Source organism: Vibrio proteolyticus NBRC 13287 (genome assembly GCF_000467125.1).
Taxonomy (GTDB): Bacteria; Pseudomonadota; Gammaproteobacteria; order Enterobacterales; family Vibrionaceae; genus Vibrio; species Vibrio proteolyticus.
Genome location: NZ_BATJ01000005.1, coordinates 174,536 through 193,859, shown reverse-complemented (window position 1 = coordinate 193,859; position 19,324 = coordinate 174,536). Strand labels below are relative to the sequence as shown.

The 19,324-nt window shown below is 51.2% G+C and carries 21 protein-coding genes; 9 read left to right on the top strand and 12 right to left on the bottom strand.

Annotated features, from left to right (window positions below; all coding sequences use genetic code 11):
* Positions 1-759, top strand: coding sequence for a class II glutamine amidotransferase (locus tag VPR01S_RS08310; protein WP_021704871.1), 759 nt, complete (start codon positions 1-3; stop codon positions 757-759).
* Positions 760-763: 4 nt separating this feature from the next.
* Here the strand turns inward: VPR01S_RS08310 and yjeH are convergent, their stop codons facing one another.
* Entirely contained in the window at positions 764-2,023 is a 1,260-nt protein-coding gene (gene yjeH / locus VPR01S_RS08305) for an L-methionine/branched-chain amino acid transporter (protein WP_021704870.1), read from the bottom strand.
* A gap of 204 nt (positions 2,024-2,227) precedes the next feature.
* Here yjeH and VPR01S_RS08300 point away from each other — a divergent pair, with 204 nt between their 5' ends.
* The 7 genes from VPR01S_RS08300 to yddG all read left to right on the top strand — a co-directional run bounded on the left by VPR01S_RS08300 (position 2,228) and on the right by yddG (position 6,887).
* Positions 2,228-2,680, top strand: coding sequence for an Lrp/AsnC family transcriptional regulator (locus VPR01S_RS08300; protein ID WP_021704869.1), 453 nt, complete (start codon positions 2,228-2,230; stop codon positions 2,678-2,680).
* A complete protein-coding gene (locus VPR01S_RS08295) occupies positions 2,677-3,054 on the top strand; it encodes a nuclear transport factor 2 family protein (RefSeq protein WP_021704868.1) in 378 nt (125 codons plus the stop codon). The genes VPR01S_RS08300 and VPR01S_RS08295 overlap by 4 nt, the downstream gene beginning before the upstream one ends.
* Positions 3,044-3,964, top strand: coding sequence for a LysR family transcriptional regulator (locus tag VPR01S_RS08290; protein ID WP_021704867.1), 921 nt, complete (start codon positions 3,044-3,046; stop codon positions 3,962-3,964). The genes VPR01S_RS08295 and VPR01S_RS08290 overlap by 11 nt, the downstream gene beginning before the upstream one ends.
* Before the next feature lie 81 nt (positions 3,965-4,045).
* Entirely contained in the window at positions 4,046-4,660 is a 615-nt protein-coding gene (locus tag VPR01S_RS08285; RefSeq protein WP_021704866.1) for a LysE family translocator, read from the top strand.
* A gap of 112 nt (positions 4,661-4,772) precedes the next feature.
* Positions 4,773-5,171, top strand: coding sequence for an OsmC family protein (locus VPR01S_RS08280; RefSeq protein WP_021704865.1), 399 nt, complete (start codon positions 4,773-4,775; stop codon positions 5,169-5,171).
* Between the two features lie 182 nt (positions 5,172-5,353).
* A complete protein-coding gene (locus VPR01S_RS08275) occupies positions 5,354-5,914 on the top strand; it encodes a sugar O-acetyltransferase (protein WP_021704864.1) in 561 nt (186 codons plus the stop codon).
* 100 nt (positions 5,915-6,014) lie between these two features.
* The gene (yddG, locus tag VPR01S_RS08270) at positions 6,015-6,887 is read left to right on the top strand and encodes an aromatic amino acid DMT transporter YddG (RefSeq protein ID WP_021704863.1); all 873 of its coding nucleotides are present in this window, start codon (positions 6,015-6,017) and stop codon (positions 6,885-6,887) included.
* Here yddG and VPR01S_RS08265 read toward each other — a convergent pair whose 3' ends face one another.
* The 5 genes from VPR01S_RS08265 to VPR01S_RS08245 form a co-directional block, all read right to left on the bottom strand.
* Positions 6,888-7,367, bottom strand: coding sequence for a L,D-transpeptidase family protein (locus VPR01S_RS08265; RefSeq protein WP_021704862.1), 480 nt, complete (start codon positions 7,365-7,367; stop codon positions 6,888-6,890).
* Positions 7,368-7,750: 383 nt separating this feature from the next.
* Positions 7,751-7,975 carry a helix-turn-helix domain-containing protein gene (locus tag VPR01S_RS08260; protein WP_021704861.1) on the bottom strand — a complete coding sequence of 75 codons (225 nt, stop codon included), beginning with the start codon at positions 7,973-7,975 and terminating at the stop codon, positions 7,751-7,753.
* An 8-nt stretch (positions 7,976-7,983) separates the two neighbouring features.
* Positions 7,984-8,532: a DUF2975 domain-containing protein gene (locus VPR01S_RS08255; protein ID WP_021704860.1), complete on the bottom strand. Its 549-nt coding sequence runs from the start codon at positions 8,530-8,532 to the stop codon at positions 7,984-7,986.
* Positions 8,533-8,785: 253 nt separating this feature from the next.
* Entirely contained in the window at positions 8,786-9,991 is a 1,206-nt protein-coding gene (manA, locus tag VPR01S_RS08250; RefSeq protein ID WP_021704859.1) for a mannose-6-phosphate isomerase, class I, read from the bottom strand.
* A 171-nt stretch (positions 9,992-10,162) separates the two neighbouring features.
* Entirely contained in the window at positions 10,163-12,067 is a 1,905-nt protein-coding gene (locus tag VPR01S_RS08245) for a PTS fructose transporter subunit IIABC (protein ID WP_021704858.1), read from the bottom strand.
* Between the two features lie 344 nt (positions 12,068-12,411).
* On the opposite strand from VPR01S_RS08245, the gene VPR01S_RS08240 reads away from it, so the two are divergent.
* Positions 12,412-13,230, top strand: a complete 819-nt coding sequence (locus VPR01S_RS08240) for a helix-turn-helix transcriptional regulator (RefSeq protein WP_156008700.1) — start codon at positions 12,412-12,414, stop codon at positions 13,228-13,230.
* Here VPR01S_RS08240 and VPR01S_RS08235 read toward each other — a convergent pair.
* The 6 genes from VPR01S_RS08235 to VPR01S_RS08210 form a co-directional block, all read right to left on the bottom strand.
* On the bottom strand, positions 13,218-14,006 hold the full coding sequence (locus VPR01S_RS08235) for a PTS sugar transporter subunit IIA (RefSeq protein WP_021704856.1): 789 nt from the start codon (positions 14,004-14,006) through the stop codon (positions 13,218-13,220). The genes VPR01S_RS08240 and VPR01S_RS08235 overlap by 13 nt on opposite strands.
* Positions 14,003-14,305, bottom strand: coding sequence for a PTS fructose transporter subunit IIB (locus VPR01S_RS08230; RefSeq protein WP_021704855.1), 303 nt, complete (start codon positions 14,303-14,305; stop codon positions 14,003-14,005). Before VPR01S_RS08230 ends, VPR01S_RS08235 begins: the two co-directional genes overlap by 4 nt.
* A gap of 101 nt (positions 14,306-14,406) precedes the next feature.
* Entirely contained in the window at positions 14,407-16,062 is a 1,656-nt protein-coding gene (locus tag VPR01S_RS08225) for a BatD family protein (protein ID WP_021704854.1), read from the bottom strand.
* A complete protein-coding gene (locus VPR01S_RS08220; protein ID WP_021704853.1) occupies positions 16,062-17,891 on the bottom strand; it encodes a VWA domain-containing protein in 1,830 nt (609 codons plus the stop codon). The genes VPR01S_RS08225 and VPR01S_RS08220 overlap by 1 nt, the downstream gene beginning before the upstream one ends.
* Positions 17,884-18,852 carry a vWA domain-containing protein gene (locus VPR01S_RS08215; RefSeq protein WP_021704852.1) on the bottom strand — a complete coding sequence of 323 codons (969 nt, stop codon included), beginning with the start codon at positions 18,850-18,852 and terminating at the stop codon, positions 17,884-17,886. Before VPR01S_RS08215 ends, VPR01S_RS08220 begins: the two co-directional genes overlap by 8 nt.
* A 1-nt stretch (position 18,853) precedes the next feature.
* Entirely contained in the window at positions 18,854-19,318 is a 465-nt protein-coding gene (locus VPR01S_RS08210; RefSeq protein WP_021704851.1) for a DUF4381 domain-containing protein, read from the bottom strand.
* Positions 19,319-19,324 lie beyond the last annotated feature (6 nt).

Sequence of the window (19,324 nt, the reverse complement as noted above, 5' to 3'; positions counted from 1 at the left end):
ATGTGCCGCTGGTTGGCGTATCAGGGACGCCCGATTTATCTTGATGAACTGGTGTATGAACCAGAGCATTCGTTAGTACACCAGAGTCTCGAAGCTCGTAAAGCGGTCACGCGTGTCAATGCAGACGGGTTTGGTCTCGGCTGGTACACAGAACGGGCTACGCCCGGCCAGTTTCATGAAGTCTTGCCGGCGTGGGGCGATGAGAATTTACGTTCTCTGACTCACCATATTCGTTCACATCGATTTATGGCCCATGTTCGCTCCTCTACGGGGACCTCCGTCTCTCGTTCAAATTGTCACCCGTTCATTCTCGATAACTGGATGTTTCTGCATAATGGCCAGATAGGCGGGTATTCACAGGTCAAGTACGCGCTTGAACGGCAACTGCCGGAAGCTTTGTATTTGCAGCGTCGAGGCAGCACAGACAGTGAACTGATTTTTCTATTAGCGATGAACAATGGTTTGCGTGAAGACCCGGTCGCCGCAATCCGCAAAACCATTGATGACATTGAGTCGATTATGGCGGAAAAGGGCGTTGATCAGCCGTTCAAAGCGTCGATGTGCCTGTCTGATGGGGACGGCTTCTGGGTGGTGCGTTACAGCACCGATAAGGAGCCGCCGACCGTGTTTATCAGAGCGGAAGAGGAAAATATAGCGCTGGCTTCTGAGCCACTGGAAAGTGACGGAAGCTGGTGTAAAGTGGCGCCACAAACGCTGACGTGTATTCGTGGCAACCAGGTCGTCAGTGAGTTGTTGTAATTGTTCAGGTGGCTTCCGTGGGTGTTTTTCTCAGCCACCGTTCCCAAGGAAGTGACAGGGCCGCAAACACACTCAATGCGTAGAGCATTGACCAGCCTAGGCAAATAAACACACCGGTACAAAGCAAGAGCGAAACCATCGCCATGCCTCGGGCGATACCGCGCAGCAGTTTACATGCGGCGAGCATGGCCAACAGATAAATCAGAACGAATATGCTGTTGGCCAGCTTAAGGAAGAACTCCAGATCCAGATCTGAGAGGGCACCCATCACACACGACAGCATCAAAACGGCACCAACAAACAGCGTTGCATTGGCTGGCACACCACGGATGGATACGCGTGCGATAGCGCTGTGTGGACGATATTCACGTGCTTGCGCCCAGACCATGCGCGACAGACTTTGTGTGTAGAGGTTGACGCTGGCGAAGCACGCGGAAAACCCGACAACGCTGATCAGCGTTTTAAAGCCATCGCCAAACAGTTGCTCACTTAGCCAGGGAATCGACGCACTGTCGAGCTCAGCTGTGCCGTAAGCACCGAATTTGAGGATCACGACTGAACATGCCCAGTAGGTGGCTCCGGCCACAAAACAACCGACAACGATCGCAATAGGGAAATCGCGCTGCGGATTTTTAAACTCTTCCCCCATGTGCGCAAACGCTTCGATACCGACAAAGCACCAGAACATCACTCCCAATGCCGCACCTATCGGCCACCAGGACTCGCCATCCAGAGTTGGCATGTGCAGATCTTGCGTGGTGACGTTGCCTTGCCATAAAAACGCACCGACCAGTGCAAAGATGCTCAGGGCAATCAGCGTTTGCAGTCGACCAGACGATTTCGTCCCCATCAGGTTGACCAGAATCAGCAATGCGACCGTTAGGCTTTGTGCCAGCAACGCGTGATTCAGAGCCTCAGGGAGCAATTGTTGCAAGAAACTGGCCGCCAGAGCGATAGCGGCGGGGACTCCGACGGGGATTACGCTGACAAATAGCCAGGCCACGCTGCGTTCAAGTTTACTGTTAAAGGCTTTACGGACAAAATAGGCAGTGCCGCCTGCACTCGGGTAGCGTTTACCCAATTGGGCAAACGTCAACGCGATTGGGCAAATAGCCACAAACAGAATCAGCCAGGCCCAAAGTGAGAGATGACCTGCGATCCCTGCGGCAATCGCGGGGATCATAAACAGCCCGGTGCCCATCAGAGTAGTGGAAAGCTGCCCGATGCCAGACAGCAAAGTGATGTCCTGTTTCAACTGACTCATTGTTATTGTTGTCTCCGTAAGATCCGTATTCGCCAAGAGTACCCGCTTCTCCGCGGAAACTCAGTAACCAAAATGACGGAGTTATCTGTCAATATGACGTTTTGGTTGCCGATTTTCGCCACATTGTCGGCTTTTCTGCATCGAGAATTTGTGTCACATTACCTGAACTCAACAGGATAAGTTGAGCGATTACAGGAAGTCATAATGGACAAATTCGATCACCAAATCATCCACATTCTCAAACACAATGCCCGGCGCTCGGTGAGTGAAATTGCCCGGGATGTCAACTTGTCCCGTTCAGCGGTGACTGCGCGAATCCGCAAGCTGGAAAACGATCAGGTTATTCTCGGCTATCACGCCAACATTGTAACCGACAAGCCGACGGAGATGATTTGTGCTTATCTGGCGATTAAGTTTGATACGTCCGGCTCTTCGCATCAATGTGAAGCGTATGCGGCAGATATTTATCAGATCGATGGCGTGAAATGGTGCCATGCCATCAGTGGTGAGACAGACATGATGCTTTACGTTGAGGTACCCACTATGAACCGCCTCAACGCAATCCGCGACCAGTTGCAACAAATTCCGGAACTGCGCCATCTGATGACACATACTGTGCTGACGGAATTCTTCAATACCACCAAGGGGCAAGCATGAATGCGCAACAGACCGTCGAGGCCTATTGGCAAGCGATGCAGAGCAATGATTTTTATCTGGCGGCGAACTGTCTGTCAGAAGATGTGGAGATTCTTTGGCCTCAAAGTGGTGAAAGAATCACAGGGCGCAACAATTTTGCTGAGTTGAATTCTGCGTATCCGGCGGAAGGTCGCTGGACTTTTGTCATCAATTGTATCGTGGCAGATGGACAACAGGTCGTCACGGATGTCACCGTGTCGGACGGGAAGCGTACCGACACCGCAATCACCTTTCACACCGTTGGACAAGGCCTGATCCGACGCCAGGTTGAATATTGGCCAGAAAACTACCCGGCTCCGAAATGGCGCAAGCCCTGGGTGGAATATGTTGGGTAACATTAACCTGAATTTATTGCGCTCTTTGCACGTCTTGCTGGAAGAGTGCCACGTCAGCCGTGCGGCCCAGCGCCTGAATATCACTCAGTCGGCGGTGAGTCGTCAACTGGCGCAATTACGCGATTTATGCGGAGACCCCTTGCTGGTGCGGGACGGTAATTTGCTCTTACCGACGCCCAGGGCCACAGCACTCAAGTACAAACTGGACGCGTTGCTGGGTGAGTTTGAGCACTTGCTGGATGACAAACCGTTTGAGCCGCAGCAATGGCAGAGTGAAGTAGTGCTCGCATCCAGTGATTACGTTGCGCAGTACATCCTGCCTGATATTGCACGCACCATTAAAGCGCAGGCCCCAGATGTGGATATTGCTTACCGATTATGGGATCCGTCTTATCTAGATCACTTGCACGATACCGGGATCCAACTGGCATCCACCATGCTGCCTCGACAGCCTGAACAGGTCAGCAGCCTCAAACTGGGGGAAGATAAGTCAGTGTGCCTTATGAGTACCCAGCATCCGCTTTGCGCTCGCAGTGCGATCACCACGGACGATCTGTTGCGTTATGCGCACATTAAAGTCACCGGAGGCGGCGATAAAGATGCGTCCACGGACATAGTGCTGAAAGCATTGGGAGTAAAACGTCGAATTGCACTTAAAGTACCGTTTTTTTCCGCTGCAATTAATACGCTCCAGGGCAGTGACTTGCTGATGGTCGTGCCTGAGCATATCGCCATCAATCTTTCTAAACATGCGCCCTTGCAACATAGGCCCTTGCCGTTTGATACGGAGACACATCAGTACTGGCTGATGTGGCACCCAAAATATGACAACGACAGTGCGCACCGCTGGATGCGTGAGCAAGTGTATCTGATGATGCGTCAGTCGCCTTATTCTATTGGTATGATTTAAAATCATGGCTTTTATGAAAAACTTTGATTTCTATTTATGTCCTGATTTGAGCAATGATGCTGCTATCAGGAGGACACATCTATGACTTTTACTATCTGGCTATCGCTTTTTACCGTTTGTCTGTTGGGAGCGATGTCTCCCGGTCCCAGTTTAGCAATGGTCGCGAAGCACAGCCTTGCCGGTGGGCGGGCGAACGGCCTTGCGACGGCATGGGCCCACGCGTTGGGAATTGGGATATATGCGTTTATCACCCTCATTGGCCTCGCGGTGGTGTTGCACCAGTCGCCTTTGTTGTTCAAAACCATCAGTTATGCGGGCGCGTTGTATCTGGTTTATCTGGGGTGGAATGCGTTACGCTCAAAAGGTGGTGTGGCGGCCAAACTGGAATCCGGTGAAACCACTACGCTATGGCAGTCAGCCAAAGAAGGTTTTTTGATTTCTTTGCTCAGCCCTAAAATCGCGTTGTTTTTTATCGCCTTGTTCAGTCAATTTGTTGCGGTGGGAAGTGATTTCGGTAGCAAAGCAGTCATTGTTGCCACGCCACTGGTGGTTGATGGATTGTGGTATACGTTGCTCACTTTCCTACTTTCCAGCCCCCGCTTGCTGGATCGAGTGCGGACGAAAGCACAGTTGATCGACCGGCTTTCCGGTGTGGTATTGATTTTATTAGCTGCGCGGGTCGTGTGGATGACCTGATGGTCTTTCTCCTGTCTGGCCATTACTGGGGCAGGAGAGGTAAAGCCTCGTGTGGATAAGCTCACCTGTGCTAGAGTTGTCCGATGGTATTGCTGTTAAATGAGAGAAAGAGATGCAAGCTGAAGTTAAGTGGATTGAAGAGTTTAAATTTCTGGGTCAATCACAGTCTGGCCACTCTGTGGTGATGGATGGCAACGGCGGCGCAACAGCGCCAAGCCCAATGGAGATGGTGTTGATGGCGGCCGGTGGCTGCAGCTCTGTGGATGTGGTTGATGGACTCAAAGAAGCGGGCCAGCAAGTGACGGCGTGTACCGCAAAGCTGACCACACAGCGTCGTGAAACCGCGCCGCGCATTTTTACTCAGGTTAACATTCATTTTGTTGTCTCGGGCCACGAGCTGGATGCCGATGTGGTCGCTCAGGTTGCGGCCAACTCATTAGAGAAGTATTGCTCCGTGTGTCTGATGCTCGGACAAGGTGTCGAGATGACGCACAGCTGGGAAATTGTCTGAGCCACTTAGCGTTAATCCGCACATTGATTCAAAAGCCGGGTGTGTTACCCGGCTTTTTTGTGCTCGTTGATGACTCGCTCTAATTACGGATGTAAAACTTGCCAAAGTTTTCTCTGTTTCTGTCCGGTTAAGCGGGTATGCTCTCGGTTCCTGTCTAAATCTCGCAAAGTAGGAGAGTGAGCATGACTGAATTTGAAAAAATGACTTCCGGTGAGCTGTTTGACGGAGGTGATGAGAGTATCAACGTGGTGAGGGACAAAGCCAGCGAACTCGGTCGTGACCTCAATCAGACCAGTGACGAGGATACTCGCCGTGCTATTCTCAACGACCTGTTGGCGCAGTTTGGTGAAGGCAGTGTGATTCGTTCTCCTTTTTGTTGTGAGTTTGGCCAGACGATTTCCATTGGCCACAACACCTTTATCAATATGAACGCCACCATGTTGGATGGTGCGCACATTACCATTGGCAATCATGTTCTTATCGGACCGAATGCGCAGTTTTACACCGCAGGCCATTCTCTGGACTATCGTCGCCGTCGCACCTGGGAAACTTTTTGTCAGCCGATTGTGGTGGAGGATGATGTCTGGATCGGTGGCAATGTGGTGATCAATCAGGGAGTCACGATCGGTGCACGTTCCGTGATTGCAGCGAATTCAGTCGTGACGCGTGATGTGCCGCCTGACAGCCTGGTTGGGGGGACTCCGGCAAAACTGATTCGTCGATTGACAGAAAACGATTCTTAACGCAAGGTGAGAGTTTGCTTGCGGTTGTTTGAGTTGTAGTGTGTTGAATCAGTATAAATTTACTCTGTATGGCGTTGCGGCCGTGCTTCTCTGGAGCTCCATGTTAGGGTTTGCCCGCAAAGTGGCGGAGCAGCTCGGACCAATTGGTGGCGCAGCCTGGATTTATACCGTTGCCTCGGTGTTTTTGTTGATCGTTATTGGTGTGCCGAAGTGGCGTAATTTATCCTGGCGTTATGTATTGATTGGCGGCGGGTTATTTGCTGCTTACGAGGTGTGTCTGGCGTTGTCGCTCGGGATGGCCAATGATCGTCATCAGGCAATGCAGATGGCGGTGATCAACTATCTGTGGCCGGCTCTGACGGTATTACTGGCGGTGATCGTCAGTAATAAGAAAACCAATATTCTGGTTTATCCGAGCGTGGCCCTGGCATTTATTGGTGTCGCCTGGGCGATCACCGGAGATGAAGGCCTGTCGGTGGTGAAGCTGGCGGCCAGTGTTGCCACGAACCCCCTGACGTACTCGCTGGCATTCATTGGTGCCTTTCTCTGGGCGATTTATTGCAACGTTACGAAACGCCTGTCCGGGGGCCAAAACGCGATCACGCTGTTTTTTGCTATGACGGCAGTCTCCTTGTGGACCCAGTATGCGTTCAGTGATGAAACCGGCATGACGTTCTCACTCTCTGCGGCGGGCAATGTATTGTGGACCGGTATAGTGATGGGGGGAGGTTATGCGTTGTGGAATATTGCTATTTTGGGTGGCAATATGGTCTTACTCGCGACCCTGTCTTACTTCACGCCAATCTTCTCCACGTTGCTGTCGTCCGTGATATTAGGCGTGGCATTGACGGGCAGTTTCTGGCAGGGGGTGCTGATGGTGACGATTGGGTCGTTGATCTGCTGGTGGGTGACACGAGACAAGCGCAGCCAGGCTGCTGACAGCCCGGCATCGGCTCAAAGTAACGCGTCCTGATCACCACTCAATATCAATGGGTGTTCCGGCTTGAACCAGTGATAAGAACTCGTCCATTTCTTCATTGGTGATTGCGATGCATCCATTGGTCCAGTCAAAGCTCTGGACAAAATCCGGATTCACTTTATCACCATTTTTAAGACCATGGATCTTGATATTACCACCAGGCCGGTAGCCCAAACGATGGGAGTAGTCGACATCGTGCTGATTTGGGTAAGTAATATGAATGGAACGATAAAAGTCGGAGTCGTTCATCACAAAATCAAGTTGGTAACGACCTTCCGGTGTCCGGCTGTCGCCTTCACGAACTTTGTGTCCTCTTGGACGTTTTCCCAATGCAATACGATACTCTCGAATGATCTCATCGTCTTTCAACAGATACATCCGTCGTTTCGACTTGTCGACTTTCACTAAGTCGACGGCTGCCAGTGCGGGCGCGCAAAACAGGCTAATGAGAAAAGAATAAACTAAAAATCTCACGGCAAATTTTTCTTGTTGGTTTGTTAAAATTATTCATTCTGACAAGGCTGAAGGCCTTATAGGTAAAGTATGATACGACAATCCAGATATGGGAAGAAAGCACAACGCTGACAGGAATTTTACTCAATCTTTATAATGGCTCGTAAGATATTGAAACAAAACTAAAGTATGAGTAGAGAAAAATTTCAGTTTTATAAAATCTCAGCTTGTCGCAGATATGCAACTATTTACAAGACTGATTGCATACGCATCAGGTGCCTTTGTCACAAAGGGGGAAAGCCCTGATGCGTTTGGTTTGAATCGCAGAATACAACGCCAGTTCCTGACGCAAAAAGCCCGCAACACAGGGCTGCGGGTTAAATGGCAGTGGATACCATTTGAAATTAAGGCGTCGGGTTATCCTGATCGTCTACGTATTCGAGCAGATCGCCAGGTTGGCACTCAAGCACTTCACACAGTTTTTCCAGCGTAGGCAGACGAATGGCCTTAGCTTTACCGTTTTTGAGTATGGACAAGTTCGCTTCGGTAATGTCGACGGCTTGTGCGAGAGTTTTCAGACGCATTTTGCGTTTCGCCATCATAACGTCCAAATTGATTCGAATAGACATGAGACTCCTTAAATCGTCAGGCGGCTTTCATCCGCGAGATCATGTCCTTCTCGCATGACCCAAGAGATGATCAGAATGATGACACCTAACACCAGCGTTAAAAAATCCAACCCTTGAAATGATAAGGTGACCATGCGTTCTCCCGGTGGATTATTAAACGAGAGAATCACTGATATCAGTGCGCCGTGGATGATAGAGCCCCCCACCCAGTAAAACAAGCAACGTCCCAACTTTTGATAGCAAATGGCGTTGTCCAGAGTGAAGATTTCGTGATGTTCGTAGTTGCGGAATAAGCGGATTAACACACTAAGTGCGTACATCAAGATAGCGCACAGCAGTAAACTGGCGCCTGCGGCGAACAGCCGTGTCATTGCGGTCAGTGGCTGTTGCGTGTACTCACTGAAGTCGTAGCTCAACTCGACAATACCAAAGCGGGTGAGAACATCGTACGTTGTTCCGACGGTAAGCCAGTAATAGCAGACTGCGATTGGAGTCACGATCAGAAAGAACTGAAAGAATTGTCTGATCCGGCGGCTTTGTGTCTGAATTTTATTCATGAAGGTTTTCCTTTGTCATTCTGCGATGGAGAAATATTAATCATAATTTGATCGTTGATCAACAATATTTTATCGCAAAACGATAATTTTATTGTTTTTATGTCAAGGGTTGTTCGCGTCGTAATGATGCGCGAAAACGTTCAGTTCTGGGTATTGCGTGTTTCTGAAAAATAATAAACAACGAGCTAAGAGGCGGTGTGTGTTTAAGAGGAGAGGGGAGCACTGGCCGAGCGTGGCCGGCCAGTGGCGAACATCAGTTATGGGCGCGAGCGACGCGTCCTGCGCATTGAAGCGTGTATTCGCCTGCATACGCGGGGATAAACAGTGACTGGCCTTTTTTGAGCGTCACCGTTTCACCACTTGCATGAGAGACCGTCATTACGTCATCAAGAGGCAACAGAATCTCCGCGCTGTGTGTGGTGATTGTTTGCTGATTGGCCGACAGATAGACAGTGAATTTGAAATCGGGGACTGGGATTGGATAACTCAATACCTGACCATCGACTTGCGGTGCCAAAAGCAAAGTTTCAGCCGGCTTTTCTTCAAACAGGGTACAGCTCACCAGTTCCTCGACGTCCATATGCTTGGGCGTCAATCCGGCGCGCAGTACGTTGTCTGAGTTGGCCATGATCTCCAGCCCGGTGCCTTTCAGGTAAGCGTGCGGGGTACGTGCATCCAGGAACATGGCTTCGCCCGGTTGTAGCGTCAGGACATTCAGCATCAGCGGAGCGAACAAACCAATGTCACCCGGGTATTGGTCTGCCAGTTCAAGAATAAGCGCGAACAGAGGTTCGCCTTTATGGGTATCGGCGTAAGTCAGTAACGCGTCCACCGCTTGTGCTTTCTGCTCACCTTGCAGTGACAGTAACTCGGTAAAAAACTGCGCTAAACCTGCTGATGTCAGGTTCTGGGTAAACGCGTTAACCAGTGACGAAATGGCACTGATATTCAGGGCTGAAAACAGCGCTGAAATTTGAGCAAATGAACGAAACCCGTTCATCGCCTGATACGGAGTCAGGGCGTATACCAGCTCAGGTTTGTGGTTGGGATCTTTGTAGTTGCGGTGGCCGGCTGTCAGAGGGATGCCAGCTTGTTGCTCTTTTGCATATCCGGCTTCGGCTTCGGCTTTGCTCGGATGAACCTGAATGGACAGTGCGTTAGCCGCAGCGAGGACTTTAAACAGATAAGGCAGTTCGCCAAAACGTGCATTGGTATCGGCAGACAAAAACGCATCTTTGTCGGTGGCGATTAAGTCAGACAGCAGTGTAGAGTGCTGGTTGATCTGAGTACGGGAACAACCATTCGGGTGTGCGCCCATCCAAATCTCAGCTTGTGGCTGGTTGGTCGGGTTTTCGATATTGAACAACTGGCTGATTGACGTTGTGCTGCCCCAGGCATAATTCTGGATCACGTTGTCCATGGGGTAGAAGCAGCGGGGATGCGGTTCGTGGATCGACATCTTGTAATTACCTTACGAAAAAGCTCCCGAACGGAGCGGGAGTACAACAAATGGCCATTCAGGGAATGGTCAGGAGCATAGCACCAGTTTGACATCTGGTTTGCGTTGTAAAAAGCTGGCTCATTTTAACAGAGCCAACTTAAAATTTCGCGTATTGAAGTCAAGGCTGGCTTATGCCGCGACCGCTTCGAGCTTGGCTTTACGCACTTTTTTCAACGTGACACATGCAATACCAGTGACGATTGCGCCTGCGGCCATACACACTAGCGCCAGCAATGGTTTGTTCATCGCGCCGAGTAGGGCGACCACAGGTCCTCCGTGGGCGACGCTGTTAGTGATGCCAAATGAGAAAGCCATGACAGCCGCGACCATTGAGCCGAGTACGTTCGCCGGAATAACCGACATGGGGTCCTGAGCTGCAAATGGAATTGCGCCTTCTGAAATGCCGACCAAACCCATCGCGCCCGCCGCTTTACCGGCCTCAATTTCCGAGTCTTCGAACAGATTCAGTTTACGGCCTAATACCGTTGCTAACGCCATGCCCAGCGGAGCCACAGGAATAGCGCAGGCCATCGCGCCCATAAACTGGGTCTGACCGCTGGCAATCATGCCGACGGAGAACAAGAACGCTACTTTGTTGAAGGGGCCACCCATGTCGAAGCCAGCCATGCCACCCAGTACGATACCCAACAGTACAACGTTGCCGGTGCTCATGGCTGTCAGCATCGCGGTCAGGCTGTCCATCAGGCTCGCAATCGGTGCACCAATGACGAAAATAAACAGACCGGAGATAAACAAAGAGCCTGCAATGGGTGCAATCATGATTGGCACCAACGGCTGAATGAATTTGTGGTAGTTGATGCTGGTCAGCCACTTCACAAAGTATCCCACTAGCAGACCTGCGATGATCGCGCCAATAAAGCCCGTGCCAGCTTCAGCGCCATAGAAAGATCCGTTGTTGGCTATCCAGCCACCAATCAGGCCTGGCGCCAGCGCAGGACGATCGGCAATGGCATACGCAATGTAACCCGCCAGAATTGGGATCATCAACTGGAAGGCGACTACGCCGGTATCCAGCACTTTTTGCCACATACTGCCAGCCGGAATAGCCATGCCCGCTTCAGTCGGTTGGCCACCGATGGCCAGCGACAGTGCGATCAGCAGGCCGCCGGTGACAACGAACGGGATCATATGAGAAACCCCGTTCATCAGGTAGCGGTACAGATCCGAGCGTGCCTGAGAGGCTTTGCTGGCGGCAGATTCCTGAGGCTTTGCAGACGCATCCGCTTGGTAAGTCGGGGCAGACAGCGCTTGTTTGATCAAACCTTCAGCATCGCGAATCGGTGCTTTGACCCCTGTTTCTATTACGCGCTTACCCGCAAAGCGGGTCATGTCGACCTGTTTGTCACAGGCGACAACGATCGCATCGGCACGGGCAATGTCTTCCGCAGTCGGGCTGTTTTTTACCCCGATGGAGCCATTGGTTTCAACTTTGACTTCATAGCCCAGCGCCGCCGCCCCTTTTTCCAGGGCTTCGGCCGCCAGATAGGTGTGAGCAACGCCGGCAGGGCAGCCAGTGACACCGATGATGAAACCGTTAGTGGCGTGTGGCAAATCCGTTGGCGTACTCTCTTTTTGTAACAACAGGGCTAATGCATCGGAAGGCGTATCAACCTGGAGGAAGCGCTCAATAAATCCGTCCTCAATCAGTTTGGACGACAGCTCGGCCAGAACTTCAATATGGTGGTTGGCACCACCGTCGGGTGATGCAATCATGAAAAATAAGCGAGAAGGTTGCCCGTCTTCGGCGCCATAGTCGATCCCCTGACGACTCACACCAATGACGACCGCCGGCTCTACCACAGCAGCGCTTTTCGCATGTGGCAGGGCGACCCCGTCTTCAAACCCGGTATTTCCCAGCTCTTCTCGGGCTTTGATGTCCGACAGAAACTGGGCTTTGTCGTTGATGCGCCCCTGGTTTGCTAGAACATCGATCAGTTCAGCAAAAACGTCGTCTTTGCTGGTCGCGGTGAGGTCCAGCTTTATCAGGTCCTCATTGATCAATTGAGTGATCATGTCATACACCCCCGTAGGATTATTCTTGTTGTTTTGTTATTTGATGCTGACATTGTGGATCCGCAAACGCACTTCATATAGTGAAGAAAAGATGCATTTACTGGATTATTGTAACCTATAACTTTAAACGTGATCTGTATCTCTTTTCGTTGAGTTAAATGGATGGTTATTGTTTGGTTTTAAAAATCAATAAAAACAGTTAGATAAATTGATTTTTTGATATTTTGAATATGTCGGTATTAAAAGTAAGGTTGTGGTATTGGCTATGAGGTTGGACTAAAGTATCTACCTTGTTTGGGTAGGAGAGTGCGGTGGATACCTTTAAAAATGTGATTGATGTCGTGATGGCAGAGCGAGAGAGCGTCAATCGTATCTGGTTTGGCAGCGATCAATGTACACCGCCGGCGTTCAGTTATCAGGTTAACTTTCCTCGTCTGGAGCTGGTACTCAAAGGCACGTATGTGAACGAAATGGAAGATAATGAACACGGTATCTCGACCGTCAGTATCCATTCGGGGGATGCGCTGTATATTCCTCCCAACTGCTGGAATAAACCGCATTGGGATGAGTCATGCTCGGTACTGAGTCTGCTGTTTGGTCGCCGTCAGCTCGGCTTCAGTCTGGTGAGTAAAGAGAAAGGCGAAGAGGGTTTTTTTGACATTCGAAAACACAGTATCCAAACCCGGACCGGACACGCGATTGACCACATTCTCGAAGCGCTGAATGCCCTGGCCCGTGAGCCGAACAAGCGTCCGATGGATGAACATTTGCTACTGGCATTGCTCAGCTACAGCAGTACGATGCTCGAGAGTCCGGTCGTTTCAACCAAAAAGCGCAGTGAGGATCTCTACCAGGGGATCTGCATTTATATTCAGGAAAACTTTCACCGAACTATCACACGCTCGAGTATTGCACATCGATTTAATATTTCGCCAAACCATCTGTCACGAATGTTCCGCCAACAAGGGCATATGACATTGGCTGATTATATTACCTGGGTGCGGATTGAGCGTGCGAAATTCATGCTCAAACGTTATGACTTTCGCCTGCCAGAAGTGGCGACGCGTTGCGGTTTTCAGGATGTGAATTACTTTTTTCGTGTTTTTAAGAACCGCACGGGCCTGACGCCGTCAGAATACCGAGTGATGGTTCACTCTGGCTGATAGGTCGCCATGATGTGGCTGATGATGATGCGCAGGGTAAAATCGTCCAGATTGTCCAGCAGCAGTGTCTGATGGGGCTCGCTGAGTAACCAACGGGTAAGTCGGGTAAAGGGGATCAGGGTTTGCCTATCTGTCGGTGAGGGGATAAACAGAGTGATGACCAGATGTGCCGGTGCCTTGTTCTGATGCCAAACTACCTGTGCGTTTGGTCGCTGAAATACCATTGTCGGCACGGTGACGTCGCTGTGCATGATATGAGGCAGTGCCAGTGCCTGTCCGATCAAGGTTGATGAGATTGTTTCTCTCGCCTGCAACGCCTGATACAACACGTCTTGACGACTGGGGTTAGCGCACATGGCGGACTGGGCAAGCAGATGGTTCTTGTCCTCAGTCTCATTGCGATGTGAATGCAAAAAATGCCAGTTGAAGGGGACCGGGGATTGCAGTGGCGGGTAGTTGTCCAGCTGGTAGGCAGCGATGCGCTTCCTGTTATGTGTGGTGGCAACCAGATCGAATTTTTCGCTGATGTACTCTGTCAGCACCATACACGCCAGTTCGGCGTCCAAACCTTCGATGGCTAGCTGACACAGATCATAACGGCAGTTTTTGACGCTGAGCATTTTTAGCCCGTGTTCAAGATTCGCCTGGCGGCTCTGAGTGATGTTGATCCACACCACCACTGAACGAAATAGACTCGCCAGCCCTTTCAGTTCGCTCAACTGCCATCCGGGAACACCGTCTCCAGGCAGGCAGAATGTGATGCGACTGACAATCATACTTTCAGACAGCGATCAATCACGGCTACGACGTTGGTCAGCACTTCCTCTATCGAGGCGCTCATGATCTTGCTGCCATGGAAACGTTCGCGTTGCTCTATGTCGATGTCCGAGGCGATAAGGACGAGATCGCACTGTGCAATATCACTGACAGAGAGCGGGTTTTCGATACCCATAGCCCCTTGGGTTTCCACTTTCAGGCACAAGCCTCGCTTGGTTGCTTCTTTTTTGAGTGCGTCAGCGGCCATGTATGTGTGGGCAATGCCGGTTGGGCAAGCGGTTACAGCGATGATTTTCATGTGGATGTCGATGATGGAAACAAGATGGCATCAAGTTTAAAACGAACGGTGTAACAACGCTAAGGTTGATACACCGTTTTGTGCGCGCAGGCGCTATTGGTTTAAAGGTGGGTCAGTTGGTCCGGTGATGACGATGCACTGCGTTGACGTTTGTCCAATTTAGCCAGTCGTTTTAGTAAGGCGGAGGGCTGCCAACGAGAGGGTGACGAGCTGAAGCTCGATGCATTCATCGCATCCAGTTCATGTTGAATATCACGCTGCTCCTCTTGGCTCAGCGGCAGCTCTGTCATCCACTGATGAACACAGTACTGAGCGCGAATGGTATCGCCTTGAGCAAGCGCTTGTTTTACCTGAACAACGATCGACCCCGATGCTGTCGCTACCTCAGGTTTAACGGCACGCGGCGTACGGCGCATTTTTATTGCGATGATGACGGTGATCAGCCACAGCGCCGCAAATAATCCAGTGAGATACGGCCAGATACCACGATCTTTTACGGTGACGGTTTGCACTTCTGGTGAGATTGCAGGCGTTGCTGCCACAGGGGCAGAAAAGTTGGCCGGCGCGGCATTGAGTGCTTCACCCGGTGACACGTTCAGTGTCAGGCCTTGGATTTTACTGGTTTTCTGCTGCTTGGCTTTGCTGTTCCACCAGTTGATTGAAATGCTGTTGAGCGGGATATCTCCCGTGCTTTGTGGGATCAACACCTGCTTTAACGTCATACGGGTTACGCCGTTTTTCGGTTCGCTGAATTGCGGTTTCTCACTGTAGACCCGGATGGTATCCGGGTAGTTTACTTTGATATCCGGGAAGCGCTCTGAACTGAGACCGGTGATATCCAATGTGATCTCTCGGGTAAGTGCGTCTCCGATCTTCGTAGGGTAGGTAACATCTGCTGCTACCGGATTGCCGCTGCTGTCGGTCCAGGTTTGTTGCAGGGTCAGCTGAGTCGTGGGTAACCAGACACCTTTGTAGCCAGCCGGTTTTGGTCGCACCGAAATGTCGAACTGCTTCGGAGCGGTATCGACATTAATCATTTTGGTGGTTCCGGTCATTGAACTGCCGTAAATCACTGCTCCTTTGAACGATGGACCTTTCAGTTGATACTCTCCGGCTTTCTCGGCCGTGACGCGGTAATTTTGATCCACCACGGTAACCTGAACACCATTGAGTACGCTTTGATATTGGTTGGGCTCACCGATTTGTGTCAACGTGAGGCCATTAACTGCGGGAGGCTCGACTTGAGGATTTTGCAAACGGCGCGGATCGGTTTTGATGATCAAGCGGGTTTTCAGCGTGGCACTCTCGTTAGGATAGAGGTCGCTGTTGTTGAGGCTGGCACGCATTTCAACCAGATCGGCGATGTTAGGATCCTGCTCGTCCATGGTAACCTGAATCGCAATCGGTTGAGATTTATCGCCATTGATATCAAACGCAGGAATGATCATTTTTCCAAGCTTCTGAGCGGCCAGCGACACGTTCCACTCGCTGCGCACGGTTCGGTCACCATTGATAATGTTGACCGAAGAGCCAAACCCAGGTCGACCCACATAGAAGTCTTTTTCAAGCGCACTGAAATCAATGGCGTCCGCACTGGCTTTTTGGTCAGTCACGACTCTCAATTGGAATACTTCGTTCTTGGCGACTTTGTTTTTACTGACGCTTGCCCAGACGGTCGCGGCATAACTTGCCGGACTGAAAAGGTTGGCAGCCAGGAGAAGGGCGGTGATCAGTTTCAAAATAGGATGTCTCATCATTACCACTGTTTACCTGAGTTCTTAGGAGGTTGTTTCTGTTGAGCTTGAAGCATCAGTTGGGCACGTAATAAGCGGCTTGGGTCCCGTGCGCTTTCCACTTGCTCCAGCTTGCGTAGCTCTGGATCGACTTGTTGCTGGTTGTCAGTCTGAACCGCATTCGCCTCTGCACTGGGATCTTGTGGCTGGGCTGCGTTGTCCGAAGCGCGTTTGGTCGATTGCGTTTGCGCGCGGCTCTCGGCTTGGTCTGTGTTCTGCTCAGATTCGCTGTTCTGGGTGTTCTCGTGATCCGCTGACTGATCATTCTGATCCGTTGAGCGGTCCGGTTGTTCTTGCTGAGCGTTGTGTTGCGGCGATGTGTCGGTATTGTCTGAGCCCGAGCTGTTTTGTTGAGCCTGCTGCTGATCGCCGTTTTGACCGTCTGAGTCAGATTGTTTTGACGATTGATTCTGTTCGGACTTATCCTGCTGTTGCTGTTGCTGTTGCTGTTGCTGTTGCTGTTGCTTGGCTTTTTTCACCACATCCAGGTTATGCTGCGCGTCCTGATTGCTCGGATCGTGTTTGAGAACTTCTTCATACAGCTCGATGGCCTTATCGAAATCACGTTGCTGCGCATACGCATTGGCCAGGTTGTATTTGCCACGAGTGCCCGGCACGTTTTTTAACGACTCAATGGCGCCCTCAAAATCCCCCGCACTGTACTGCGCGACGCCTTTCCATTCCGGACTACTGAATGCCTGAGCGGCATTGGAATAATCTTCAGCCTGATAAAGCTGCATGGCCGTTTGCTCCTGATTTAACCAGGGGCTGGCTTGGACGGGGGTTGGAGTCAACCACGGCACGCTCAGCAAGGCCAGCGAGAAAACCAAGCCACGACGAAACATCAGAGCAGCGGGCACCAATAGGAACAATACCAGCCAGAAGCCATCATTGACTTTATCTTCAACCTGATGAGTCGTGTTTTTGTCGGCCGTAGTACTGACTTCCTGCGTGCGTGCAGCGATGGCGTTGATATCACTGCTGTCGAGTTGAACCGGGGTAAAGAATCCATCGGTTTGCTTGGCTAATTTTTGCATGTTAGTAAAGTTTGCCTTAGCAACTACTGTCGTACCGGACTCGGTTTGCAGTAACGAACCGTCACTAAGCTGAATGGGAGCGCCAGCGCGGGTACCGACACCCAGTATGGATAATTTCCATTGGGTTCCGGACAGCAGAGAGGCAATGCTGCTGCGCTCCTGAATGTCGAGATCATCGGTCATCAGAACAATGTCACCTGATTCCAGTCCGGTATTTTTCATCATGGCGATCGCCAACTGAACCCCGGACGCCGCATCAGCGCCAGGGTAGGGCATTAATTCTGGCGTTAAGTTAGGAACTAGGTTTGTGATCGTACGAGTATCTTCTGTCATCGGACTCACGGTATAGGCGTCACCTGCGTATGCGACCAAACCGGTACTGCCTTCCTGCCAGCGATGCAGTAAGTCAGTGGCTTTGTATTTCAATTGAGTCAGTCGGTTGGGTTTGATATCGGTGGCATACATCGACATCGACATATCCATGACCAGTACACGTGCCGAAGCGTTTTTAAAACTTGGCCGTTCAGTTGTACGCAGGCTGGGGCCTGCCAAGGCAACCACCGCGATCAGCCAACACAAAGCGATCACCAGCAGTGCGGATTTTGAACGCTGGTTACCGCTTAACCCCATGGCTTTCGCGAGGTGCGGCGCTATCAGCGTCTGGCTGCGAGACCGGATTCCGAGCCAGGCCAAAAGTACGGCTAGAGGGACCAGCGCCAATAACCAGAATGGATAGAGGAAGGTGAAGTCAGACATGGTTCCTCCGGATGATGAACAGGACAACAGACAACACTAGAGCGATACCGAGCGGGATACCGAACCACTCCTGCTCAGGACGCCATGTCTGGCTGCCTTCAGAGACAGGCTCCAGGCTATTGATGGTGTCGTAAATGGTCGCCAACTGCTGACTGTCGCGAGCTCGGAAATATTGCCCGCCGGTCATTTTGGCGATCTCCATCAGTGTTTTCTCGTCCAGATCCGACGCGGTATTCACTTTCCGGGTCATGAAAAAGTCTTGTACCGTCATCTCGCCGGCGCCTACACCGATGGTATAAATGGTGGCCTGATATTTCTTGGCAATTTTGGCCGCTTCGATGGGATCGAGAACACCGGCCGTGTTGCTGCCGTCACTGAGTAAAATCATGACGCGCTGAGGCGCATCACTGTCGATAAACGTTTTGGTTGCCAGGCCAATGCCTTCGCCGATGGCGGTCTTGGTGCCGATCAGGCGCAGCACGGCGGAATTGAGCTGCTCAGAAATGGTATTTCTGTCTAGCGTCAGTGGCGTTTGCAGATAGGCATGGTCGGCAAACAGCACCAGGCCAAGGCGATCCCCCTGACGTTTAGCGATAAAATCAGTCAGAACATGTTTGACCGCGCTGAGACGATCAATATAGTTATCACCCTGTTTCATGTCCTTCTGGCTCATCGAATAAGACAGGTCGACCACCAACATCAGGTCACGATGCTTAGGTTGAGTTGTGACTGGGTCGCCATACCACACCGGACGCGCGGCGGCGATGATCAGCGCTATCCACACGAGCGCAGCCAGCACTCGGGCAGAGACGTTTTTCGGCGACGACTTGGCATCAGCCCTAGGTAAATACGCTAGGTAAATGGGGGCCGTTTTACGGGCTGATGGAGTTAGCCAATAAATGAGCAGAGGCAGGGGAAGAAGCGCCAGCATCCACCACCAAGCCAGTTCAATATTCGCCAATCTAAGCTCTCCTTTTTTTCGGTGGCAGGGCTTCGTTTACCCATTGGGCACAATGTTGGACCAGCATATCGGCGCTGGCGACAGGTTCTTTGGTGTAAAGTGCTCGCTGCCACTGTTCCTGATTTGGTTCAAACAGCGGAGTATTGAGATAAGAGTCGAGAAAGGCATACCACTCTTTGCCGGTTAATTTGGCGATTTCTTCACGTGGGAAGTAGCAGAGGGCGGCCTGACGAACCAGTTCAATTGCACTGGATGGGTGTTGGTTCGCCGCAAGCAAGCGTAATGCGGTTTTCTTCGGTGCCAGATGTTTTTTCTTACGGCGCATCAGCATCCAGAACAGTAATACTGCCAGGACGAGCGTGCCAGCTATCGCCCACCAGCCCCATGCCAGAGGAAACCACGAAGGCGCGTCTGGCAGGTGCATCGGGTTTAAGGGAAGAAGCGAAGAATTAGCTTGTTCGGTCATTCAAAA

Bases quoted from the DNA above. Each gene is read 5' to 3' on its own strand.
- VPR01S_RS08310 (WP_021704871.1), top strand. From the start codon at position 1: ATGTGCCGCTGGTTGGCGTATCAGGGACGCCCGATTTATCTTGATGAA.
- yjeH (WP_021704870.1), bottom strand. From the start codon at position 2,023: ATGAGTCAGTTGAAACAGGACATCACTTTGCTGTCTGGCATCGGGCAG.
- VPR01S_RS08300 (WP_021704869.1), top strand. From the start codon at position 2,228: ATGGACAAATTCGATCACCAAATCATCCACATTCTCAAACACAATGCC.
- VPR01S_RS08295 (WP_021704868.1), top strand. From the start codon at position 2,677: ATGAATGCGCAACAGACCGTCGAGGCCTATTGGCAAGCGATGCAGAGC.
- VPR01S_RS08290 (WP_021704867.1), top strand. From the start codon at position 3,044: ATGTTGGGTAACATTAACCTGAATTTATTGCGCTCTTTGCACGTCTTG.
- VPR01S_RS08285 (WP_021704866.1), top strand. From the start codon at position 4,046: ATGACTTTTACTATCTGGCTATCGCTTTTTACCGTTTGTCTGTTGGGA.
- VPR01S_RS08280 (WP_021704865.1), top strand. From the start codon at position 4,773: ATGCAAGCTGAAGTTAAGTGGATTGAAGAGTTTAAATTTCTGGGTCAA.
- VPR01S_RS08275 (WP_021704864.1), top strand. From the start codon at position 5,354: ATGACTGAATTTGAAAAAATGACTTCCGGTGAGCTGTTTGACGGAGGT.
- yddG (WP_021704863.1), top strand. From the start codon at position 6,015: ATGTTAGGGTTTGCCCGCAAAGTGGCGGAGCAGCTCGGACCAATTGGT.
- VPR01S_RS08260 (WP_021704861.1), bottom strand. From the start codon at position 7,975: ATGTCTATTCGAATCAATTTGGACGTTATGATGGCGAAACGCAAAATG.
- VPR01S_RS08255 (WP_021704860.1), bottom strand. From the start codon at position 8,532: ATGAATAAAATTCAGACACAAAGCCGCCGGATCAGACAATTCTTTCAG.
- manA (WP_021704859.1), bottom strand. From the start codon at position 9,991: ATGTCGATCCACGAACCGCATCCCCGCTGCTTCTACCCCATGGACAAC.
- VPR01S_RS08245 (WP_021704858.1), bottom strand. From the start codon at position 12,067: ATGATCACTCAATTGATCAATGAGGACCTGATAAAGCTGGACCTCACC.
- VPR01S_RS08240 (WP_156008700.1), top strand. From the start codon at position 12,412: ATGGCAGAGCGAGAGAGCGTCAATCGTATCTGGTTTGGCAGCGATCAA.
- VPR01S_RS08235 (WP_021704856.1), bottom strand. From the start codon at position 14,006: ATGATTGTCAGTCGCATCACATTCTGCCTGCCTGGAGACGGTGTTCCC.
- VPR01S_RS08230 (WP_021704855.1), bottom strand. From the start codon at position 14,305: ATGAAAATCATCGCTGTAACCGCTTGCCCAACCGGCATTGCCCACACA.
- VPR01S_RS08225 (WP_021704854.1), bottom strand. From the start codon at position 16,062: ATGATGAGACATCCTATTTTGAAACTGATCACCGCCCTTCTCCTGGCT.
- VPR01S_RS08220 (WP_021704853.1), bottom strand. From the start codon at position 17,891: ATGTCTGACTTCACCTTCCTCTATCCATTCTGGTTATTGGCGCTGGTC.
- VPR01S_RS08210 (WP_021704851.1), bottom strand. From the start codon at position 19,318: ATGACCGAACAAGCTAATTCTTCGCTTCTTCCCTTAAACCCGATGCAC.